This window comes from Candidatus Omnitrophota bacterium, assembly GCA_040755155.1.
Taxonomy (GTDB): domain Bacteria; phylum Hinthialibacterota; class Hinthialibacteria; order Hinthialibacterales; family Hinthialibacteraceae; genus JBFMBP01.
On sequence record JBFMBP010000079.1, the window covers coordinates 47,904 to 67,919 of the forward strand.

The 20,016-nt window shown below is 52.4% G+C and carries 15 protein-coding genes; 6 read left to right on the forward strand and 9 right to left on the reverse strand.

Features of this window, described 5'->3' with window-relative positions; genetic code table 11:
- Window positions 1-149: 149 nt before the first annotated feature.
- From AB1656_10855 to AB1656_10875, 5 genes are all read right to left on the reverse strand, one after another.
- Entirely contained in the window at window positions 150-1,229 is a 1,080-nt protein-coding gene (locus AB1656_10855) for a hypothetical protein (GenBank protein ID MEW6235876.1), read from the reverse strand.
- Between the two features lie 4 nt (window positions 1,230-1,233).
- Entirely contained in the window at window positions 1,234-2,598 is a 1,365-nt protein-coding gene (locus AB1656_10860) for a hypothetical protein (GenBank protein MEW6235877.1), read from the reverse strand.
- A gap of 40 nt (window positions 2,599-2,638) precedes the next feature.
- Window positions 2,639-3,619 carry a PmoA family protein gene (locus tag AB1656_10865; GenBank protein ID MEW6235878.1) on the reverse strand — a complete coding sequence of 327 codons (981 nt, stop codon included), beginning with the start codon at window positions 3,617-3,619 and terminating at the stop codon, window positions 2,639-2,641.
- A gap of 130 nt (window positions 3,620-3,749) precedes the next feature.
- Window positions 3,750-4,460 (reverse strand): ion channel, encoded by a 711-nt coding sequence (locus tag AB1656_10870; protein MEW6235879.1) that lies wholly within the window; start codon window positions 4,458-4,460, stop codon window positions 3,750-3,752.
- A 108-nt stretch (window positions 4,461-4,568) separates the two neighbouring features.
- Window positions 4,569-5,885: an NAD(P)/FAD-dependent oxidoreductase gene (locus AB1656_10875; GenBank protein MEW6235880.1), complete on the reverse strand. Its 1,317-nt coding sequence runs from the start codon at window positions 5,883-5,885 to the stop codon at window positions 4,569-4,571.
- A 332-nt stretch (window positions 5,886-6,217) separates the two neighbouring features.
- Between AB1656_10875 and AB1656_10880 the strand changes: the two genes are divergently transcribed.
- The 3 genes from AB1656_10880 to AB1656_10890 all read left to right on the forward strand — a co-directional run bounded on the left by AB1656_10880 (window position 6,218) and on the right by AB1656_10890 (window position 10,273).
- On the forward strand, window positions 6,218-7,651 hold the full coding sequence (locus AB1656_10880; GenBank protein ID MEW6235881.1) for an amidohydrolase family protein: 1,434 nt from the start codon (window positions 6,218-6,220) through the stop codon (window positions 7,649-7,651).
- Window positions 7,652-7,722: 71 nt separating this feature from the next.
- Window positions 7,723-8,649, forward strand: a complete 927-nt coding sequence (locus tag AB1656_10885; protein MEW6235882.1) for a glycosyltransferase family 2 protein — start codon at window positions 7,723-7,725, stop codon at window positions 8,647-8,649.
- Window positions 8,650-8,782: 133 nt separating this feature from the next.
- Complete coding sequence (locus AB1656_10890) at window positions 8,783-10,273, forward strand: DEAD/DEAH box helicase (GenBank protein ID MEW6235883.1); 1,491 nt, start codon at window positions 8,783-8,785, stop codon at window positions 10,271-10,273.
- A gap of 84 nt (window positions 10,274-10,357) precedes the next feature.
- Here the strand turns inward: AB1656_10890 and AB1656_10895 are convergent, their stop codons facing one another.
- The 4 genes from AB1656_10895 to AB1656_10910 all read right to left on the reverse strand — a co-directional run bounded on the left by AB1656_10895 (window position 10,358) and on the right by AB1656_10910 (window position 16,215).
- Window positions 10,358-11,023 (reverse strand): TrkA family potassium uptake protein, encoded by a 666-nt coding sequence (locus tag AB1656_10895; GenBank protein MEW6235884.1) that lies wholly within the window; start codon window positions 11,021-11,023, stop codon window positions 10,358-10,360.
- Window positions 11,024-11,068: 45 nt separating this feature from the next.
- Window positions 11,069-12,832, reverse strand: a complete 1,764-nt coding sequence (locus tag AB1656_10900) for a potassium transporter TrkG (protein ID MEW6235885.1) — start codon at window positions 12,830-12,832, stop codon at window positions 11,069-11,071.
- A gap of 245 nt (window positions 12,833-13,077) precedes the next feature.
- Window positions 13,078-15,432 (reverse strand): mechanosensitive ion channel domain-containing protein, encoded by a 2,355-nt coding sequence (locus tag AB1656_10905; GenBank protein ID MEW6235886.1) that lies wholly within the window; start codon window positions 15,430-15,432, stop codon window positions 13,078-13,080.
- Window positions 15,433-15,597: 165 nt separating this feature from the next.
- Entirely contained in the window at window positions 15,598-16,215 is a 618-nt protein-coding gene (locus tag AB1656_10910; GenBank protein ID MEW6235887.1) for a prepilin-type N-terminal cleavage/methylation domain-containing protein, read from the reverse strand.
- Between the two features lie 373 nt (window positions 16,216-16,588).
- Between AB1656_10910 and AB1656_10915 the strand changes: the two genes are divergently transcribed.
- From AB1656_10915 to AB1656_10925, 3 genes are all read left to right on the forward strand, one after another.
- Entirely contained in the window at window positions 16,589-17,218 is a 630-nt protein-coding gene (locus AB1656_10915) for a type II secretion system protein (GenBank protein MEW6235888.1), read from the forward strand.
- Between the two features lie 78 nt (window positions 17,219-17,296).
- The gene (locus AB1656_10920) at window positions 17,297-18,334 is read left to right on the forward strand and encodes a hypothetical protein (protein ID MEW6235889.1); all 1,038 of its coding nucleotides are present in this window, start codon (window positions 17,297-17,299) and stop codon (window positions 18,332-18,334) included.
- 525 nt (window positions 18,335-18,859) lie between these two features.
- A complete protein-coding gene (locus tag AB1656_10925) occupies window positions 18,860-19,966 on the forward strand; it encodes a Gfo/Idh/MocA family oxidoreductase (GenBank protein ID MEW6235890.1) in 1,107 nt (368 codons plus the stop codon).
- Window positions 19,967-20,016: the final 50 nt, after the last annotated feature.

Genomic DNA, 20,016 nt, shown 5'->3' on the forward strand with positions numbered 1-20,016 from the left:
TGCCAACGCATAAATCCTATTGGTAAATAAGATTATTAATCCAATAACCAGGCGCCTTTATATAGGCGATTGCGCAACAAATGCAATAGCCCGTCCTAACGAGTCCGGGCTATCGGCATTTCGGCGTCCTATTTTTCTTTCCGGCGGAATTAGGCTGATTCAATGCGGGGAAAGTACAGCCATAAGTGGCCGAGATCGTCGTTTTCTCCGAAATAGATTTCCCCGTCTTTTCCCGTAACCGCTCCGCCGAAGAGATAACCATAGCGGCGGCGTTCGATCGTCGAAAGCGCTACGCCCAGGTCGTTGATTTCCTTGCGGCCCGGATGATAAGAGAAGAGATGAGCCATTCCTTCGCCGCAACTGCCGAAAATTCTGCCATCGCAGGTAACGGACAGAGATCCGACGGGGGATAAAGGCGTTTGGCCCAAGCTGGGGCTGAAACCGCTCTCCTCTTCGTAAGCGAAGAGTTGGCCTTCGTCGTCGGTTAAGTAAAGCGTTCCATTGCGATTGTCGTTGGCCCATATCAATTGGGCTTGATCCCATTTTCCTTTGGGAAGTTTAACGGCGCGCCGCTGCAATTGGCGGGAAGCGAGATCGAAGCGCCAAAGCGCATTTTCATCGTCCAGACCATAAAACCGGTTTTGCGAGCTGGAAACGATGCGCCCGCGGCCTAAAAGACTTGCCGCCGGTTCGAACTTCTTCTCGTCGAGATCGACGACGAATAAGGAATGATTGGAGACTCCCACGGCGAAGCGTTTCGACGAATCGGACGCGGCGTGAACGATGGTTTCTCCATCGGGCAATTTTTGGATTTCCTCGAACGGCGAGCGCGAGAATCCCCATTCTTGAATCAAGTCAAAGGGCAATCCTTGCAGTCTGCGGCTTACGATGCGTCCGCCGTTGGCGCCGTTGACGAAAGCGGCGAATCGCGAGGGACCGCAGCAGACGGCGGCGCATTGATTCGACCCATCCACGGCGCCCATATCGAAGACGGCGCCGGTAACTCCGCGAAACATGGCGGCGAAGAGATGCGTTTTTACGCCGCTGGTTCCGCCGTAAACGTCGCCTTCCAGCGAGACGTCCAGCGCCGTAATGCGGCTTTCGTCGGCGGCGATGGGAATGCTGGCGCCGGGAAAGCAGAGGGGAAAGGCGATGAGGCGGCCTTCGGATACGAAAGCGCCGTGATGAATTTCTTGGGCGGATAAGGTTTTGGATTTGTTTTGGCTCATGATTTCACCCCCACATGCGGATGGGCAGATGCGCATTCGGTTTCTTGCGGTCGGCGGGCATGGTCAAGCGGAAAATCCCGACGGGATGCGGATGGCCGACATGGCCGAAAAAGAGGTCGCCGTTACGATCGACGGCGCCGCGCGAGACGTACTGGGCTAAGCCGTCGGGACGTTCGAGCAGGGCGGCTTCCTCCCGCGCCAGAGTTTGAGGATTGAGGCGCCAGACGACGCCCTCCCGCTCCTTGCGGGCGGCGGGCATCGGATTGTAAGCCGGATCGCGCCAGCGGGACGCGACGAAATAGAGTTGTCCGTCGCCCGCAAAAACGAATCCCCCGCAATGGTCGGTGAAAGTATCCACCGGCAAAGTAGGATCGCGGTCTTGAGTGGCGGGGCCGAGGTCTTCCACGCGGCCCCATTCGCCCTCGTTGGGCCAGATGCGCATTAGCCACGGCATGGCGATCCAAGTTCCGGCGTAAATGCACTCGCCGTCGGGCGAGGCGACGGCGTCGTAGAAGACGCTATGCCAGCCGGTTTGAAAATTGGGATTGTGGGGCAGGACGTAGGGCGACGTTTCCAGACGGTCTTTTTCGGGATCGTAGCGGATCAAGCGTCCATAATCGCTAGTCGTCCATATGCGATGTTTTTTATCCATAAATAATACTTGCGCATTGACCGACCCAATTCGCCCCGCGTCGCGTTGCGTGCGTTTCTTCAAATCGAAAATGATAAAATGATCGCGGGGATAGCTGAGGGCGTAGAGCAGGCCGCGCTCCTCGTCATGCAGCAGGCAGCGGCAGCCTTCTTTGGGAATGATCGTCTCCCACCATAGGATTTCGTCGCTCTTGGTATCGTAAGCCAAAAGGGCGCTGCCGCGAAAACAACGCTTCTCGTCGTGCCAGGAGCGCCAGGGAGAGTAGGCGGGCTGGTCGATAGGCGGTCCGGAAAGATGGGTGGCCATATAGAGAATGCCGTCATGCATCGAGGGGGCGAAGCTGTAGTGGATTTTGCACTGCGTCGCCCGTCCCGAATTGCCGGGATCGTCTACGGCTTTATCCAGGTCGAAAAGATAATCCAGCGCATCGGTTTTTTCGTTGTAGCGTACGACTTTTACAATTCCCCCCGGATGCCCCTCGCAGCAGGCGGAAGCGTAGATGCGCCCGTCCGGCCCCACGGATAGGGACCAGCAGGAGTCGGAATCGGGATGTTGCGCGAATGGATGCCAGTGGCAGGTATAAGGCGCTTCGCCGGGAGAAGCGTCTTGCGCCTTGGCGGTTGCGCCCGCCGCCAACGCCAGCGCCGCGCCGCCCGCCATCCTGGCGCCAAACGCCCGGCGGGATATGGCATTATGGCCGAGTTCGGTATTCATCATTCCTTTCCCTTCTTGAAATTTTATCTTCTATTCATGGCTATTATTTGGGCGATGTTTTATCCATTATATCCAGTGGTTTGTCGGCAAATCGCTTCCATTGTTCTTCAATGGCGTCCTTTGGCTTTAAATCGCTGTGAATATAAAGGCCGTAGCGCAAGCGCAATGGCTCGCCCGGCTTGAGTTCGATCGCGCCGTCGAGATTAAGGCAAATTCCCATCCACCCGTCGTTGCGGACGTGAAATTTCGAAGGATATGTTTGATTGGAGGGATGATCGAATAAGGTTATGCCTTCGATGGCGGTATGGCTGATGGCGCCGCTGTAATCCACCCATTTGGCGGGCTTGCGGAAGATTTCTTGTTCGTCCGTTTGTCCTTCGGAATTGCGGATGGTTCCGCCGCCATCGTTGACGCCGATGGTTTTGGCTACGCGGACGCCAATCATGCCAAAAGGCGTTTCGCCCAGCGTAACTTTTTCGTTTTTCGCCGAGAAAGAGAAATCGAGAATCAATAGCCATTCGCGGTTGTCCATCTCTTCGACGGCGATGCGGCGCGTCTCTTCCAACAGGACTTTTTCTGCGCCGCCGATCCAATCGTTTTTAGTTAATAGAAAGGCTTCGTTTTCGCCGTCCTCGATTTGCAGGATTTCCCGATGAACGACTCGCCCTTGGCCTTGATCGCTCCAAAAATCCACTCCATTAACGTTGTTGTGGGAAATCCAAACGGAATTATGATGGCTGTGGCTTTGGGGATCGCGCGGATGTCCCATGCGGGTTAACGAACGGCCTGACGGTCCGATAAGGGGATAGAGAAACGTCCGTCGCAGGTTGGGGCCGAAATGATAGCGAGCAATTTCAACGCCTTCCCGTTGGAAAGAGATTTGGTCGTAAGGCAGAGGGACCGCCTGAATATGGGGAATGGTTTTCAATTTAGGAAATGGGTTTTGCGTCCATCCATCCCATCCCGGCGCCAGCGATAGGATGACGGGAAGAAGCATTCGAAACCGGCGGACAAGATATTTCATCGTAATATAACCTCGTTTTCGATGAATGATTCATACCATAAAAAAAAGCGTTTGTCTCGTGCCTGTTTCAAATTCCTTTATAAAAATGCCGAAGCCAACGCCGATCCTGCGATAAAGATTATCGCGCAGCTCAGATGCCGGGATTGCTATCATTGGAATTATTCGCGTTATTTGGGGATGGTTGCGGCGCATAGACTCCCACAAGGCGTGAGACCAACAGCGCGATGTAAAATAAACCCGTCATGGCCTCCAGAATGACCAAGGATTGGGCTTGGGGCGTGAGCGGAGTGATATCGCCGTAACCCAGCGTGGCGATGGTGACGAAACTGAAATAGAGGAAGTGATACCATTCGAAGCGGCCATCCATCAACGGCATAGGCGATGCGAGATGATACGATCCTGGATATAGCAATTCCACAATGGCGTATAGCGCGCCCCAGGCGATGCCGATGAGGATGAATAAACTGATGGCGGCGAATATGACGTCTTTGTCGACGACGGGAGCGCGGACGATATAAAGCAATAAGGATATAGAGATATAAGCCATAAATACGATGGATATGACATTGGAAAAAATACGAAGGCCGAGACTGATTTCTTGATGAAAATATTCAGCGATGAAGATTTGCATAATCGTGGCGGCGAGCCAGGGCAGACCGAAGAGCAGTCCAATAAGAAACTGGATTTTGTTAATCGCTATAGCATAGAGACTAGTAAAAAGAATCGCTGTGAAGATCGTATTCAATAAAATTTGCTGTTTGTATAGATAGGGATAGACAATCAGTATCGACAACAGATTGGCGAATAAGAAGACGCAATGATGCTTGCGCAATTCCCTCATCGAATAATCATCCTTGTTTTGTTAAAATGTAGTGTATATTCGGCATGAAGAGGATTATAAAACGAGGGCGAAACGAACGATACTCCAATGCTATTGCTGTCGGAGAATTTAGGCAGGGGGAGGATTTCGCTTGGATTCGCCGCTCTCTTTTAGAACGAGGGATTCCTGATGGGTGATGAGGCGCGCCCCGCGATTACGCGTGAAATAATTGTACGCCCATTGAAAGAATACAATGAGGCGGTTGTCGTATTCCACCAAATACATGATATGAACGAATAGCCATAACAGCCACGCCATAAAGCCGGAAACGCGCAGACCTTTGATGTTGGCGACGGCCGACGAACGGCCGATGACAGCCAAACTCCCCTTATCGAAATAGCGGAAGGGCGCCATCGTTTCGCCCTGGATTTTTTTTCGAACCGCTTTGGCGGCGTAGCGTCCCTGCTGCATCGCCACGGGCGCCACTCCCGGCAAAGCTTGTCCGTCTTGTTCGAAATGAGCCAGATCGCCAATGATCAGAATTTCTGGATGTCCCTTGAGGCTCAAATCCGGCTCAACGATGACTCGTCCAATGCGGTCTAGTTGCGCTCCCGCCTTGTCGGCAAGGATTTTGGCAAGGGGAGAAGCCTGCACACCCGCCGCCCACAGCGTTGTCCGGGCGGGAATGCATTCGCTGGTTTCGCCGGTGCGCAGGATCACGGCTTGCGGATCGATGTCGGTGACGATGGTATTTACGCGCACGGTTACTCCATGACGTTCAAGATCGCATTTCGCCTGGGCGGATAGGGATTCGGGATAGGAGGGCAGTACTCGCGCCCCCCCCTCCACTAAAAGAATGCGAGCTTGGGTTGGATCGATGGAGCGAAAATCGTTTTTCAGGGTAAAGCGGGCCAATTCGCCTAATGCGCCCGCCAATTCCACTCCCGTAGGGCCGCCGCCGACGATGACGGTATTCAACCACGCACGCCGCTTTTCGGGATCGGTCTCTCGTTCCGCCGCTTCGAAAGCCAGAAAGATGCGCCGCCTTATTTCCGTCGCGTCCTCGATGGTTTTAAGGCCGGGCGCCGATGCTTCCCATTGGTCGTGGCCGAAATAAGAATGTTTGACTCCCGCGGCTACGATGAGGAAATCGTATTCTATTTCTTCATCCTGAAGAATCACTCGCCGATTGATAGGATCGATATCGATCACTTCGCCCATCAATGTTTTAATGTTCTTATGGCGTTTTAAAACGGCTCGCAGGGGAGAGGCGATATCTCCCGGCGATAAGCCGCCTGTCGCCACTTGATAGAGAAGCGGTTGGAAAAGATGAAAATTGCGTTTGTCAATCAATGCCACATCCGCTTTCGCTCTTTTCAACGCCTTGGCGGCGTAGAGGCCGCCGAATCCGCCGCCGATTATGACGATGCGAGGTTTAGCATTCATATTCATTTCCCAAAACTAGCAGCCTATGGATTTTGAAATTCCATTTTGCGAATGCGCGCCAAAACATTCGATCGTCTTCTCTATAATTGCATGAGCCAAACATTTTCTTCAAATTACTGCTACTCTATGACATTTGTAATTGTCCCCTCGCCATCCGGGAGAGGGTTAGGGGGCTTATTCAACATTGCAACGTTCAAAATCAAATGTCATTGAATACTACTGTCCCGGCGTTGAAAAAGAAAAATATTATAACGCAATGAATCGCTTCTGGCATCCTATTGAGTTACAAAACATATTCGATACAATTCTTAGAGAAATTGGAGAAGAAGAACATGAGCAAGGATCCTAAAAAGCTATCCCGCCGCGAAGCCATACGAAAAACGGGAGCCGCCGCCGCATTAGGCGGCGTCGTTGGTTCCTGGACGGCGCCCGCCGCTGCGCAGAGTCATCCAAACAACATCTGCGAAATCCTCGAAAAACGGATTGGCGAAACCCCCTTCATCGACACCCACGAGCATCTCATCGAAGAAGAGGAACGCCTGCAAGTCAACCATCCGCGCATCAAAGCCAACGATTGGTCTTTTCTCTTGAGCCATTACATCGACTCGGATTTGATCGTATCCGGCATGTCTTCCAAAGATCGGGACGCCTTCCTCGCTTCCGAAGTCGATCCTATCCGCAAATGGGACCTGATCGAACCCTACTGGCCCGCCGTGCGCGACAGCGGCTACGGCCAGGCGGTCGAAATCGCCATGCGCGAACTCTATGGCGTCGGCGAACTCTCCCGCCGAAATATCCCGCGCATCCAGGAAGAATATCTTAAACTCATCCGGCCTGGATTTTATAAAGAGGTATTGGGAAAAATCGCCAATATCGAATCCTGCCAGGTCAATTGCCTTTCCTCTCCTTTCAGCGAAAGCCAGCAGCCGCTTTTGCTCATGCAGGACATAAGCTTCCTTGGAATGCATATGGGACCCAACATCAACGCTTACGCCCCCAAGGCGGGCATTGAAGTCAAAGACCTCTCCGATTGGTATTCCGTCATCGATTGGTGGTTCGAGCATTACGGCCCTTACGCCGTCGCCATCAAATCCCAGGCGGCCTACAGCCGCAATCTGGATTATGAAGACGTCCCCGCCGAACGCGCCGAAGCCGTTTTTAAAAAACGCCTCGACAACACTCCCTTAAGCGACGAAGAAAAAAAACGCCTGGAAGATCATCTTTTCTGGTATTGCGTCCGCAAGGCCGTGGAATGGAATCTTCCAGTGAAACTCCATACCGGCTATTACGCGGGATGCAACCGCATGCCCCTCTCCCGTCTTCAGGGCAATCCCGGCGCCATCACCGGCTTGTGCCTTAAAGCGCCGGACGCCAAATTCGTCTTCATGCACATCTGTTATCCCTATTATGAAGAATTAATCGCGGCGGCCAAACAGTATTCCAACGCTTACATTGACATGTGTTGGGCCTGGATCATCAATCCCAGCGCCAGCGCCGATTTTCTTCAGCATTATCTCGGCGCGGCGCCTTCCAATAAACTGCTTACTTTCGGCGGCGACTATATTCCCGTCGAACCCGTCGTTGGCCACGCCTTCCTAGCCCGCCTGGGCATCCGCAACGCCCTGTCGCGCATGGTGGACGAGGGCTGGCTGACGTTGGATCGAGCGCTGGCGTTGGTGGAACCAATCATGAACGGCAATGCCCGCCGCCTTTTCCAGTTGGAAAAGAAAACAGATGCGCTGCGCAAGGCTCCGTGGATTAAGTAAAATGATGAATGATGAATGATGAATGATGAATGATGAATGATGAATGAAAAAGGCTTCTCGGATAACAATTTATGAATCAACCGCTTCTTTCCATCGTCACCCCCTGCCTGAATCGCGCCCGCTTCATCGAGGAAGCGATTCAAAGCGCCGTCGAACAGGATTACCCCCGCGTCGAACATATTATCGTTGACGGCGGATCCACCGACGGGACATTGGATATTCTTAAGAAATATCCCCATCTCCGCGTTATTAGCGAACCCGACAAGAATCTCTACGACGCTCTAAACAAAGGCGTACGCGCCGCTCAAGGCGAAATCGTCGGCCATCTGAACAGCGACGACGTTTACGAGAAAAATATCTTCGCCTTCGTCGCCGAATCGTTCGTAAATAATCCCGCCGCCGAAGCGCTCTACGGCGCCGCCGCTATTTTCGACGACGGCGATCCCGAACGCCGGTCCATCATGGCGTTCCGGGAAGAACGCTACCGTGAACTCTCGTTTTGGAACCTGCTGTTCGGCGCCATGAATATCAATGCCCGCTTTTTCCGAAAATCTGTTTACGATCGCTTGGGACTATACGATATTCGCTATGCCATCGCGGCGGATCGGGATTTCCTTCTCCGCGTCTCCTTAGCGAATATCCGCTATCTTTCCTCCGATCGCTTCTTCTACCATTATCGCCAGCACGCCGGTTCGCTTACTATCAACAAGCCGGACAATCCATTCGTCTTAAGAAAAGCGGAAGAAAATATCTTCTTGTGCGAAGAGTATCTGCGGCGTGCCGATGTTCCCCGCGAATTGAAAATCTATCTCAAACGCCTGCACTCCAAAGAGTCTTTAATGGCGATTCTTTGGCATTCCCAACGCCGACAGTGGCGCGAGGCGGGAAAGAGTATGGCGCGCGCCTTCTCCTCCAACGCAGCTTTTCCCCTTGAACTGGCAAAACGCGCTGGTGAAAGCCTGCTCCATAAAATACGGCGGAATTCATCCCGCCCTTAAACCTGGATTTTTACTTTTATTTCTGTACAATTTAAAGAACCGCCTCGTTGGCATCGTATTGTTTCAGAAAAGGTGTCTCGGGAATCTAGCATTCATAGGGGTATGTCATGATTACCGTTTCGAAAGGTTTTTGATGTTTCCCGCAATTACCATCCGCAACTTGCCTTCCATTTTCAATCAATTCGTTCTCGAGAAATTTCTCAGCGCCAATCGAATTCAATGGAAATTCGTTACGCTTTGCGCCGTGGAGAACGGAGCGGAACCTTCCCAGGAAGCGCATGTTTTGTTGAATAAACACAGCGAAGTCCATAAGGCCATCCAGATTCTCAACGAATGCGAAGCCTCCGACCGCCTCGTGAAAGCGGCGGAAGCGGACGAGGCGGCGGTCGAACTCCTCTTGGCGGAACAAGAAGAAGGCCAAGACGACGAGAAACCAAGCCGCAAGAAGCGGGGCAAAACCGTGGAGGAAGCGCCGCTTCCCCAGGAAGCGGGCCCCGCCATCTCCGAGGAAGACGACGAAGTGGATGATCTTCGCGTTCCCTTCGCCTCCTTGGGCTTGTCGCCCGCTATTTTGCAGCGACTAGAACATTTGGGCTTCGAAAACGCCATGCCTATTCAAGCGTTGGCGATTCCCCCGGCAATGGAAGGCTGCGATCTAATCGGCCAGGCGCGCACCGGCACCGGCAAAACCCTCGCTTTCGCCATTCCGATGGTGGAGCGATTCCTATCGCAATCGGTCCGCCGCCTGAGAGGATTGGTGCTGGCGCCGACGCGAGAGTTGGCGATTCAAATCAAAGAGGTTTTCGACAGCCTTATCGAAGGCTCCCATCTCCGCGCCGTCGTTGTTTATGGAGGCGACAGCATCATCGATCAAACTATCGAATTGCGCGAAGGGGTGGACATTCTCATCGCCACGCCGGGACGGCTGCTCGATATGCGCGAGCGCGGGCGGCTGCGCTTCGACGCCGCCGAAATCATCGTCCTCGACGAAGCGGACCGCATGTTGGATATGGGATTCCTGCCCCAAATCGCCGCCGTTTTGGGATGCTTCCACGATCATCCCCAGACGCTGCTGTTCTCGGCTACTATCCCATCGGAATTGAACAAACTGACCGGCGTCACACTAAGAAATCCCGTTCTCGTCGAGGCGGGCGGCGGCGATTTAACGCCTTTGAATACGGTTTCCCAAAAGGTGCTCTACGTCTCCCCGGAAGAAAAATTGCGCCTTCTCTTCGATCTTCTGGACCAGGAAGAAGGCCCCATCCTCGTTTTCGCTAAAACCAAACGCTCCACCGAACGGCTCGCCCAGCAATTGCGGTCGGCGGGATACCACGCCACCCGCATTCACGGCGACATCAGCCAAAGCGACCGTCTCAAAGCGGTGGAATCCTTCCGCAAAGGAATTTATAAAATCCTCGTCGCTACGGACGTCGCTTCCCGCGGCCTTGATATCGAAGGCATCGCCCACGTCGTCAATTACGATCTTCCAATGGCTCCGGAAGATCATCTGCACCGCATTGGACGCACGGCCCGCGCTGGCGCTTCCGGAAAAGCCACCACGTTCATTACGCACAAAGAACGCCGCACTATGAAGCATTTCCGCACGGTCTTAGGGCAATCCTAATGAATGATGAATGGTGAATCCTAATCCACGGCGGATTAATTTTTTTCATCATTCATCACTCATGATTCATCATTGCTTTTTGTATTAATCGAGATCGGCGAGACGGTCGATGCTGTCTTTGTGGCCGATAACCAGGAGAGTTTGGCCTTCTTGAATGATCGTTTCGGGAGTGGGAAAGGGATTGTCGGTTTTCCCGCCTTCTCCTGAGTCGTATATGGCGATGACGTTGATCCCGTATTTCGACCGCAAGTTCAAATCGGCGAGTTTCTTGCTGCAGATCGATTGAGGCGCCTTGATGCGGGCGGCTTCGAGCGTGGCGCTTAGTGGAATCAGATCGATGAGCGACTTGGCGGTCAACCGGACGGCGAGTTGGCGCGCTAAGTCCTGTTCGGGATAAACGAGTTCGTCGGCGCCGATTTCTAAAAGAATCTGCCGTTCGATGGGCCGGGCGGCGCGAGTAATGACGTGTTTGACGCCCATTTTCTTCAACAGCACCGTCGCCAACAGGTTCGATTCGAAATCCTCGCCGATGCAAACGATGGCGGCGTCCATGTCTTCCAATCCCTGAGCGGCTAACGCCTTCTCGTTAGTGGCGTTGAGACATACGGCGACGGCGACGTGATTTTTAATCTCTTCCACCCGATCGATATCGGAATCGATGGAAAGCACTTCCGCGCCGCGCTCGGCGAGAAACATGGATAGATTCCGCCCCAGAGTGCCCAAACCGATCACTGCTATTTTTTTCTTCATGATCTCCAATACAATCGATAGATTGGCGTTTGATGGCAGGAACGATTATCCCACGACGATGGATTCCATCGGATACTCATATTGCGCGTCATCCTGCTTGAACGATACCGCCAAAAAGACGGTCAACGGTCCGACGCGCCCCAAATACATTGTAATAATTATAACGATTTTACCCAAAGTGGAAAGTTTCGCCGTAATCCCCAGCGAGAGGCCTACGGTTCCGAAAGCGGAAAAAACCTCAAAAACGATATCGAAAAAAGGTAAATCCGGATCGGTCCAAGTCAATGCCATGACGGCGAAGGAAACGTACGCCGCGGCCATTCCGCTAATGACGAAAGCGGAGCGCACCGTTTGTAACGATATGGTGCGGCGCATGATCTCTACGCGCTGGCGTCCCTTCATCAAGGCGCGAGTAGTATGGAATAGCAGTCCAAGCGTCGTAACTTTAATTCCCCCCGCCGTTCCTCCCGGCGCGCCGCCCACGAACATCAGCATCATAAAGAATACCAGACACCAATGCGCGAGTTGGTTCATGGGAATAGTATTGAATCCGGCGGTTCGCGTGGTAACGGATTGAAATAGACTCGCCAGAATCGTCTTCGTCCACCCCGCTTCGCGCCAATCGCCGCCCAACAACACGGCGATGAATCCCGCCGTCAAAAGAATCCCTGTCACTATCAACGTCAGCCGGGAGTGTAAACTCAGCCGAGAAAACGAACGCCGGACGAAAAACTTCTTCCCCCATACAACCATCTCCTGAATGACGCTAAATCCGATTCCGCCGGCGACGATCAAAAAGATAATTGTTAGATTAATGACAGGCGAAGCGGCGTAGGTCTCCAAGTTATTGGAAAAGGTAGAAAAACCCGCATTGCAGAAAGCGGAAATGGAATGAAAAACGGCGGAAAAAAGCGCCTCAGGCGCTGAAATAGAATGGCTGAGAAATGCTAAGAAAAGAAAAAACGCGCCGATTCCTTCGCAAGTCAACGTCGCAAATAGAATGGTCCACAGCAGCGACTTGACCCGGAAAAGTCCGTCCGTGCTTAAAATATCCTGCATCACCGCCCGGTGTCGGATGCCGCCCTGTCCGAAGGCGAACGCGAAGATGGCGGCGAAGGTCATGATGCCTAGGCCGCCCAGTTGAATCAGCGCGGCGATGACGATCTGGCCGAAGCGGGAATAATCGACCGGAGTGTCTTTTACGATCAAACCCGTTACGCAGACCGCGGATGTGGATGTGAAAAGCGCGTCAATGGGAGAGACATTCGGCGTTAACGTTCCATGCGAGGCTCTCGGCAAAAGCAGAACGCAGGCTCCGGTGAATATCAGCAGCATGAAAGATAAAGCCATAGTCACGGCGGGAGAAAAGAAAAAAATATGCAGCCGCCTCACCGACCGCGCCGCTCGTCTCGCCGCAAAAAACGCGAGATAAATCTCCAGCGAGAAAATACGCTGGTTTATCGTCGGAATCGATGGCATGTTCCGCCATGACCACTCGAATAACACCGCCCAAGAGAATAGCAGTTCCAACGCCAGCGCGGAAAGCAGAACCAATTCAATGATCGCGGAACCGTTCCATTTCCGCCAACTCCCAAGATGTAGAAGATCTATAGCGGACAATGCGGCGAACAGGATCGCCAATCCCAATTCAATCCATCCCAACGCATATTCCGCATTTTCGGGAATGACGAATCCATAGTTGAGGATCAGAGCGGCGGCGGCTAAAACACATCCTAGCGCCGTTGAAAGACGGTAAAGCCAATGCGATGAAATTTCGCTATATTTTAGGGATGGATGAAAAGGTTGCATATTGCCCAACGATGATTCTTTACGATCGTATTTTCCAAAAACATGATTATGGAATCATAGAGCGAAAAATGGAACGCCTGCGCCCTCGCGATAAAATAATTCCGTTTGCCATTAGGTTTGAGGAATAGCCAACATCATTGAGTGGAGGGCGAGGCTCCTGCCGAGCCGTATTGCTGCAATAGTTCGCCAGGAGGCTCCTTTCCCTTGACCAGGCTTCAAATCCAAGGGCATTTCGTATAACCGGTTTATTCCGCAGGAGTTTTGGCGGATTCGGAAAACCATCGCACCTCCAAGGGGCGAACCGTATCGAGATGAATATCCCGTTGCGGGAAAGCGATCGCGATTCCCGCATCGTTGAATAAATTATAAATGCGGTGCCGAACGTCGCTCTCCACGATCAGGCGGTTGGTCTTGACGTTCATTTCCACCCAGAACCGTACTTCGAAGAGGAGAGCGTTGTCTCCGAAATCCGAAAAAGTAACGAATGGCTCCGGCTTGCGCAGGATCAGTCCATGCTCGTCCACTGCTTTTTTCATCAACCGCAAAACATCTCGTACGTCCGAACCATAGGCGGCGCCCACCTTCACTCCCGTGCGGACGATTTTATCGCTCAAAGTCAAATTGACGACTTTATTTTCCAACAGTTTGCTGTTGGGAATTAAGAGGTCGATGTTGTCGAACATCATGATCCGGGTGCAGCGGGCGCCGATGCTGACGACGGAGCCGCAAGAGCCTTCGTACTCGATAATATCTCCCGCCCGGATGGGGCGCTCGATGAGCAGGATGAGGCCGCTGATGAAATTGTTCAAAATATTCTGCGATCCGAAGCCGACGCCGATGGCCAAGGCGCCGCCCAAAAAGGTGAAAGCCGCCATGGGGATGTTGATGGCGTTTAGAGTGAGCAAAAAGACTATGATAAGGAAGAAATAATAGCTCAACGATTGCAAGGCGTTGGAAGCGCCTTCATGCACGCCCAACCGCTTCAATAAAATCCCCATCAGCACTCGGCTTAAATAACGAGCCAGCGTAACGCCCGCAATTAGATAAATAAGCGCGATGACGCCTTTGCGCACCGTGAAGGCGTTCTTGCCTTCCTCTCCTTCCCCGAACGTCTTCCCGTAATCCAGAACGGCGTTGATCTTGAGCCATACGTATTGCCAAACTTCCTTGAATGACCACGTCTTCGTTTCCTGCTCGATTTCGCTCAGCAGTTTGTTATAGAGGCGTCGAGTGCCTTCGATGCGGGACAGGTTATCGTTGATATCATTAATTTTTTGTTGATAAAGGTCTTGTTGCTTTTTCAAAAATTTGGTTACGTCGGCGTCGTCCTTGAAACGTTCGATCTTTTCGTTCAACGTTACTTGATCTTTTCGCACGTTGGACATTTCGGAACTGCGCCGCCGTTCCGCCGATTGCAGACTATCAAGGCTGTTTTGGCTTTCACTGCGCCATTTCTCCAACTGCTGGATCGCAGCGTTGCGGTTGACGACGTCGAAACGGCGCTGCCAGATTTCTTCTCGATCCTTTAACCACCCTAGGCGCCGCGCGCAGAGATCCACTCGATCTTGATAAAGATCGCGCTCGTATTGCCGGGCGTTGATTTCCTCTCTCAGAGCGATGGATTCGGGCGCTTTGGCGAAACGTTCCTGCGCTCCTTGAAGCAGTTTCTCCGCCGTTTCTCGTTTCGTATCGGCATCTTTTTGTAATTTTTCTAAATTCGCCCGTTCTTCCGCAAGACGATCCTTCTGATCCTTTAAATCTTTGGGTAGAAAAAGGGCCTTGCCGCCAATCCACTTCACCCGCTCGCGCAGAAATTCCAAATTTTTTTCGTAAATCGCCTTCGACGCCGCTTGATTCTGTCCTTCCAAATCGCGCAGGACGATCATTTCCTGAGCGGCGCGGCTATCGAAAAGCGCCGTCCGCAGTTTGGCGGTCAAGATAGCCGTCTGCACTGGATCGCTGGCTTTGTCCAACGCCTCCTTGGCGAGAATTCGAGCCTTCTCTTTATCGTCGTATTGCTTTTTCGCCTGATCCTTATTGTCTTGGTTTAATTTGATGGCGGCTTGGACGTCGGTGGCTTTATCCACTTCCACTTGCAGTTCATCGCGCAGATTGTCAAACAATAAATAGGAATATGGCGGCTTCTCTACCGGCCCTTTCGCCTTCAACTGCGCCATTTTCTCGTCCAACTGGGTTTGGTTAGAGGCCAGCGCCGCTGCCTGTTTGATAGCGCTGTTCTGTTGGCCGAGGAGAGAATCGATGCGTTCCAACAGCTGCAATAGCTGCTTTTGCTGTTCGACGATTTCCGGCGGAACCGCTTCCGGCGTAACGTCCGCCACCGGCGCCTTGGCGGGTTCGAGCGCTTTTCGCGCATTCTCGATCAGCGGAGCCAGTTCCGCCCGCTTGGAGGCTATTTTTTCTTCCGTCAATTTATCTTCGTCGGAAGCCGTAGCCGTAGCCGCCTGTGGAACGGCGGCGGGAGCGCTCGTTTCCTGTGCGGCGAAGGCGGGAAGGGAAGGGGCCGTCCAGAGGGAAAACGACAGCATTAATAGGCGAAAAGCCAGGTTGATTTTAGGAGTATGATTATTACTTATCGTCATAATAAAAACCTCAACGTTTTCAAAGCATATTTGTAGGATGGGTCGCGTCGTTGGACCCATCATTATTGCATTATATCTATAAATGCTGATAGAATTTTCCGTCTGGATTTATGAGTCAAAAAATGCGATCCTTCCTAAGAGGATAAGGAATTGCGCAAGGTAATCTCACCACCCTCTCTGCTTGCTGTTCTTGTCGAAAAATTCTTCGCCGCGATAGATATCTCCAGCGGAGGTCAAGCCGTTGGAGGCGTCGAAGTAATGACCCGACAGCCAGCCCGCCGCTGGAACCCAATAACTGACGTTAAGGTATTTCTTGTCCGGTCCGCAACTGCCGATCTTCCATGTGGAGTTTCGCCACGCCTTGTACCAATCGTGATTGGGATCGCCGGTATAGCCGTGAAATTTTGCCGTGCCGTAGTCGAACGTAAGGGGGCCGTTCTCTCCGCCTAGCCGGAAGCCCAATGAGGCGGTCAATTCCGGTACGTCCTCCGCCTGGAATACGTCCCCCAGGATCGAACTCATATACGCCGTCGGCGTCGTCAATTGGGAATACGCTTTCGCCCATCCCCAATGCGCCTCGCCGGGATTGCCGTCAAACGGCGGATGGTTTTGGTCGAGACGGTAAAGAGCGAGGGCGGTGGACAGGGATTTCAAGTCGGACTCCACCCGCGCCAGTTTCGCCCGGATTTGGGCGTTGATGAAATTGGGAACGGCGATGGCGGCGAGAATACCAATGATAGCGACGACGATCAGCAGTTCGATTAAAGTAAAACCCTTCCTCATATAACCAATCCCCCTTATGACCTTCGTTTATTCTTTAGGATAGCCTATAAAACGTTCGATCGCTATTAAAATATCGAAAAAACGAAAAAGGAATTCGTTGGGCAAACGATTGTTCGCCTAGTACTCTTAAAAGAATCGAAACGAGCAGAAATTGCGCGCTTTCGCCGTGCGCATAATTGCATGGAGTTGACCTTAGATGAATAATTAACGATCTTTATAGTTGTTTATCGACCTGATTTGGCCTCAAAAAACCAGAAATCGTCAAAAAAAACAAAAAAAATTAAAATTTCTTTATTTATCGCCTTATCAAGACGGAAAAAATTTTATAAAATTCGCTTGTACGAGTTCATTTTTCATTTATCGAGGTATTGCGATGAATCTGTCCGCGAAAAAAGCTTTTACTTTGATCGAACTCCTTATCGTCGTCGCTATTATCGGCGTGCTTGCCGCCATCGCCGTCCCCAACTTCCTGAACGCGCAGTTGCGCGCCAAAGTCGCCCGCACGGCGGCGGAAATGCGCAATATCGGAACCGCCTTCGGCGCCTATTCCGCCGATCACGGCGATTTCCCTTTGGGCATCATCACCTTCCTTAGTCCTCGCGAAGCCCACAGTTGGGGATTTTTACCCGAATGCCTTACCACGCCCATTCCATATATGAGCACTTTGCCCATGGACGAGTTCAATATCGGCTATAGGATTTACGGTCAAAAAGATCCGACCGGGCCGGATAAGAAAAACAATCCCCACGCCCGCTACCGCACCGCCCGCAAAAAACCTTACACGGGTCCCGGCGCGGGCAGCACCCCCGAAGCATGGCTGGCGGGCTGGAATAATATGATGAAGAAAACCGGCATCGACGGCGATTATATCCTCACCAGCCCCGGCGTAGATAAAGTAGAAGACATTCTTCCCGCTTATAATCCCCATCCTTATGACTCCAGCAACGGATTGCTGAGTTCCGGGGATATCGTTTACTGTCCTGGTGGAATATCGGGTTTGTAATTCCATTCTTTTTCCTTTCCGGCTTTAAATCTTCCTTAGCGAAGATTAAAAACACATCGATCATGGGAGGTAATGAGTATGTTTCGAACCGTAATTTTATGTCTTACCCTGGTATTCGCCCTCGGCGCGCAAAGCCAGACCATCGTCGAAGACTTTTTCACGCCGGATGGCGGCACTTCACCCATCACTCTCAATGGCGGCCAGAAATGCGCCCAACGCTTCACGGCGACTCTGCCTTTTGAAGGCGTGCTAGTGAACGGACCGACGTGGAGCGTCAGCGGCGAAAAAGGCATGACGATCCGCTTGTATAAGTGGAACGTCAATTACGATACTACTGTCGCCCAAACCCCCATCGCCGTCAGCGTTTTGGTCAACCTGAACGACAACGATTGGTTCCTCTGCGCCGCCCCTGCGGAACTGCCTCCAGGCGAATATCTCTGGGAAGCCTCGGAGCCGACGAATTCCAATCCCAACGCCACGGACCCCTTCCAAATCGGCTGCTGGCGCTATGACGGCAGCAAATACACCGGCGGCGAAGCCTATTTCAACGGCGTTCCCTATGGCGAAGCGGCCATCGAATGGGAACGTTATTATGCCACCGACCAGACGGGAACTTGGACTCCCTACGCTTTTTCCAATGCGGACAATCCCACTTTGGCTCAAAGTTTCTTGGCGCCTTACGAATTCCAGGCTGTCGGCCTCGCCAGCCCCACCTGGAACGGCTCCGGCGCGGGTTACCGTATGCTTCTCTACAAGTGGAACACTGATTACGAAACTACCGTAGCGCAGACGCCCATCGCCGAACAAACATTCACGAACCTGTCCGACAACGCCCGCAACGAATTGATACTTAAGGCTCCAGCTGCCTCCGGGCGCTATCTGTTGGTTACCGATCAACCCGTGCGCGGAACCGGTAATGTCGGCCATTGGGGATGGGCCGATTCCAGCTGGTGGGATGACGAGAACGTCGCTTACGCCGACGGCGAAATCGTAACCACCTTCCCCAGCTACGACTTTTTCCTCGGCACGCCATCAGCGGAAGCTGTAGGCAAGGATTTCGCTTCCCGTTCCGTCACCGGCGTAGCCACCGGTATTCGCGCCTGGGAACTGTATTAATCGCATAAATTCTCATTCGGAAATGGGGGAAACGGTCGCGCAACGGCATCGATCGTTTCCCCTTCTGTTTTTTCATTCATCATTCATCATTCATCATTCATCATTCATCATTTGTATAATGCCATTGATTTTTCCGCCGTCTCCATGTTAAAGATTAACTCATGTTACGCGCACTTATTAAGTTGAAGCAGTCAATTAGAATCGCCGTTTCGAATCACGAAGACACGATATGAAAAAGAAAAACACGAAAAAAAAGAAAATAACAATACTGTTGGCGAAAGGGATCGCGCCGTGAAAAGGTTTTTTCCGTGGAATCCAAAAGAACTTGATTTCCGTGATTCTAAAATTTCGTGGAATTTGTGCCTTTTCATGGTTTCGTGATTCAATAACGCAAAAAAATGACGCCCTTCCTGCTCTTTTGCACGGTTCTTCTACTTGGCGTTGAAATTCCAACGCCGAAAGCGAAAAAACATTGGCTGCGTAGCATGAGTTACTAAATCGTATGGGAGAAAACGAACGAATATCATGACCAAGAATAAGGAAAATTCCGGAAAGTTAGGCGTACTCATCATCGGCTGCGGCGAAGTCTCCACTCAGCACATCGCCGCCTTTCAAGAGAATCCCCATACGGCTATTCGCGCCCTTTGCGGACGCGCGCGCGAAAGTTGCGATAAACGGGCGGCGGATGCGAATTTGAAAGACGTTGGAATCTACACGGACTACGAAGAAGCCTTGAAGCATCCCGGCGTCGATATCGTTTCCGTCTGCACGCCCCATCATCTCCACTGCGAACACGTCCTGGCGGCGGCGGAAGCGGGAAAGCATATCGTCATCGAGAAGCCCGCCGGCAACAGCCTCGAAGAATTGCGCGAGATGCGCCAGGCAGTGGAAAAAGCAGGCGTCAAAACCATCGTCAGTTTCGTCCTGCGCTGGAATCCCCTCTTCGAGACGCTCAAGCGCCTCATCGCCGACGACGCCTTCGGCCGCGTCTACTACGCCGAAACGGATTACCAGCATTACCTTTCCACCGTCTGGGGCAGTTGGAAATACGGCTGCCGCAAAGACCTGGGCGTCAGCGCCTTTCTCGTCGCGGGCTGCCACGCCGTGGACGCCCTGCGCTGGTTCGCCGCTCCTGGAATTCATGAAGCCGCCCGCGCCGTGGAAGTTTTCGCCATGTCCGGCGGCTATCGCAAAGGCCGGACGGACGAGTTGGACGCCGCCACCGGTAAAATGCGCCGGGGCGTTCCCCCCATGGAATACGACGGCCTCGAAGTCGCCCTCGTCCGTTTCGAGAACGGCGCGATCGGCAAAGTTTCCGTCAATTTCGATTGTATCCGCCCTTACGGCTTTCCCATCGAAATCTTCGGCGATAAAGGTTCCGTCAAAGACAATAAAATCTGGTCGCATAAATTCTACGGCCAGACGGATTGGATTGAGATTCCCACCATCTGCCCCGACAGCGGCGCCGTGACCCATCATCCCTTCCAAGCGCAAATGGATCATTTCATTGATTGCATTCTGAACGATCGGGAATCCCACTGCAATCTCGCCGACGCTTATCATACGCACGAAATCGTCTTCGCCATCGAAGAATGCTATAAAACCGGAGCGCCGGTGCGGCTGCCGCTATAAAATGATGAGTGATGAATGATGAATGATGAAAAAAATGTAGGATGGGTCGC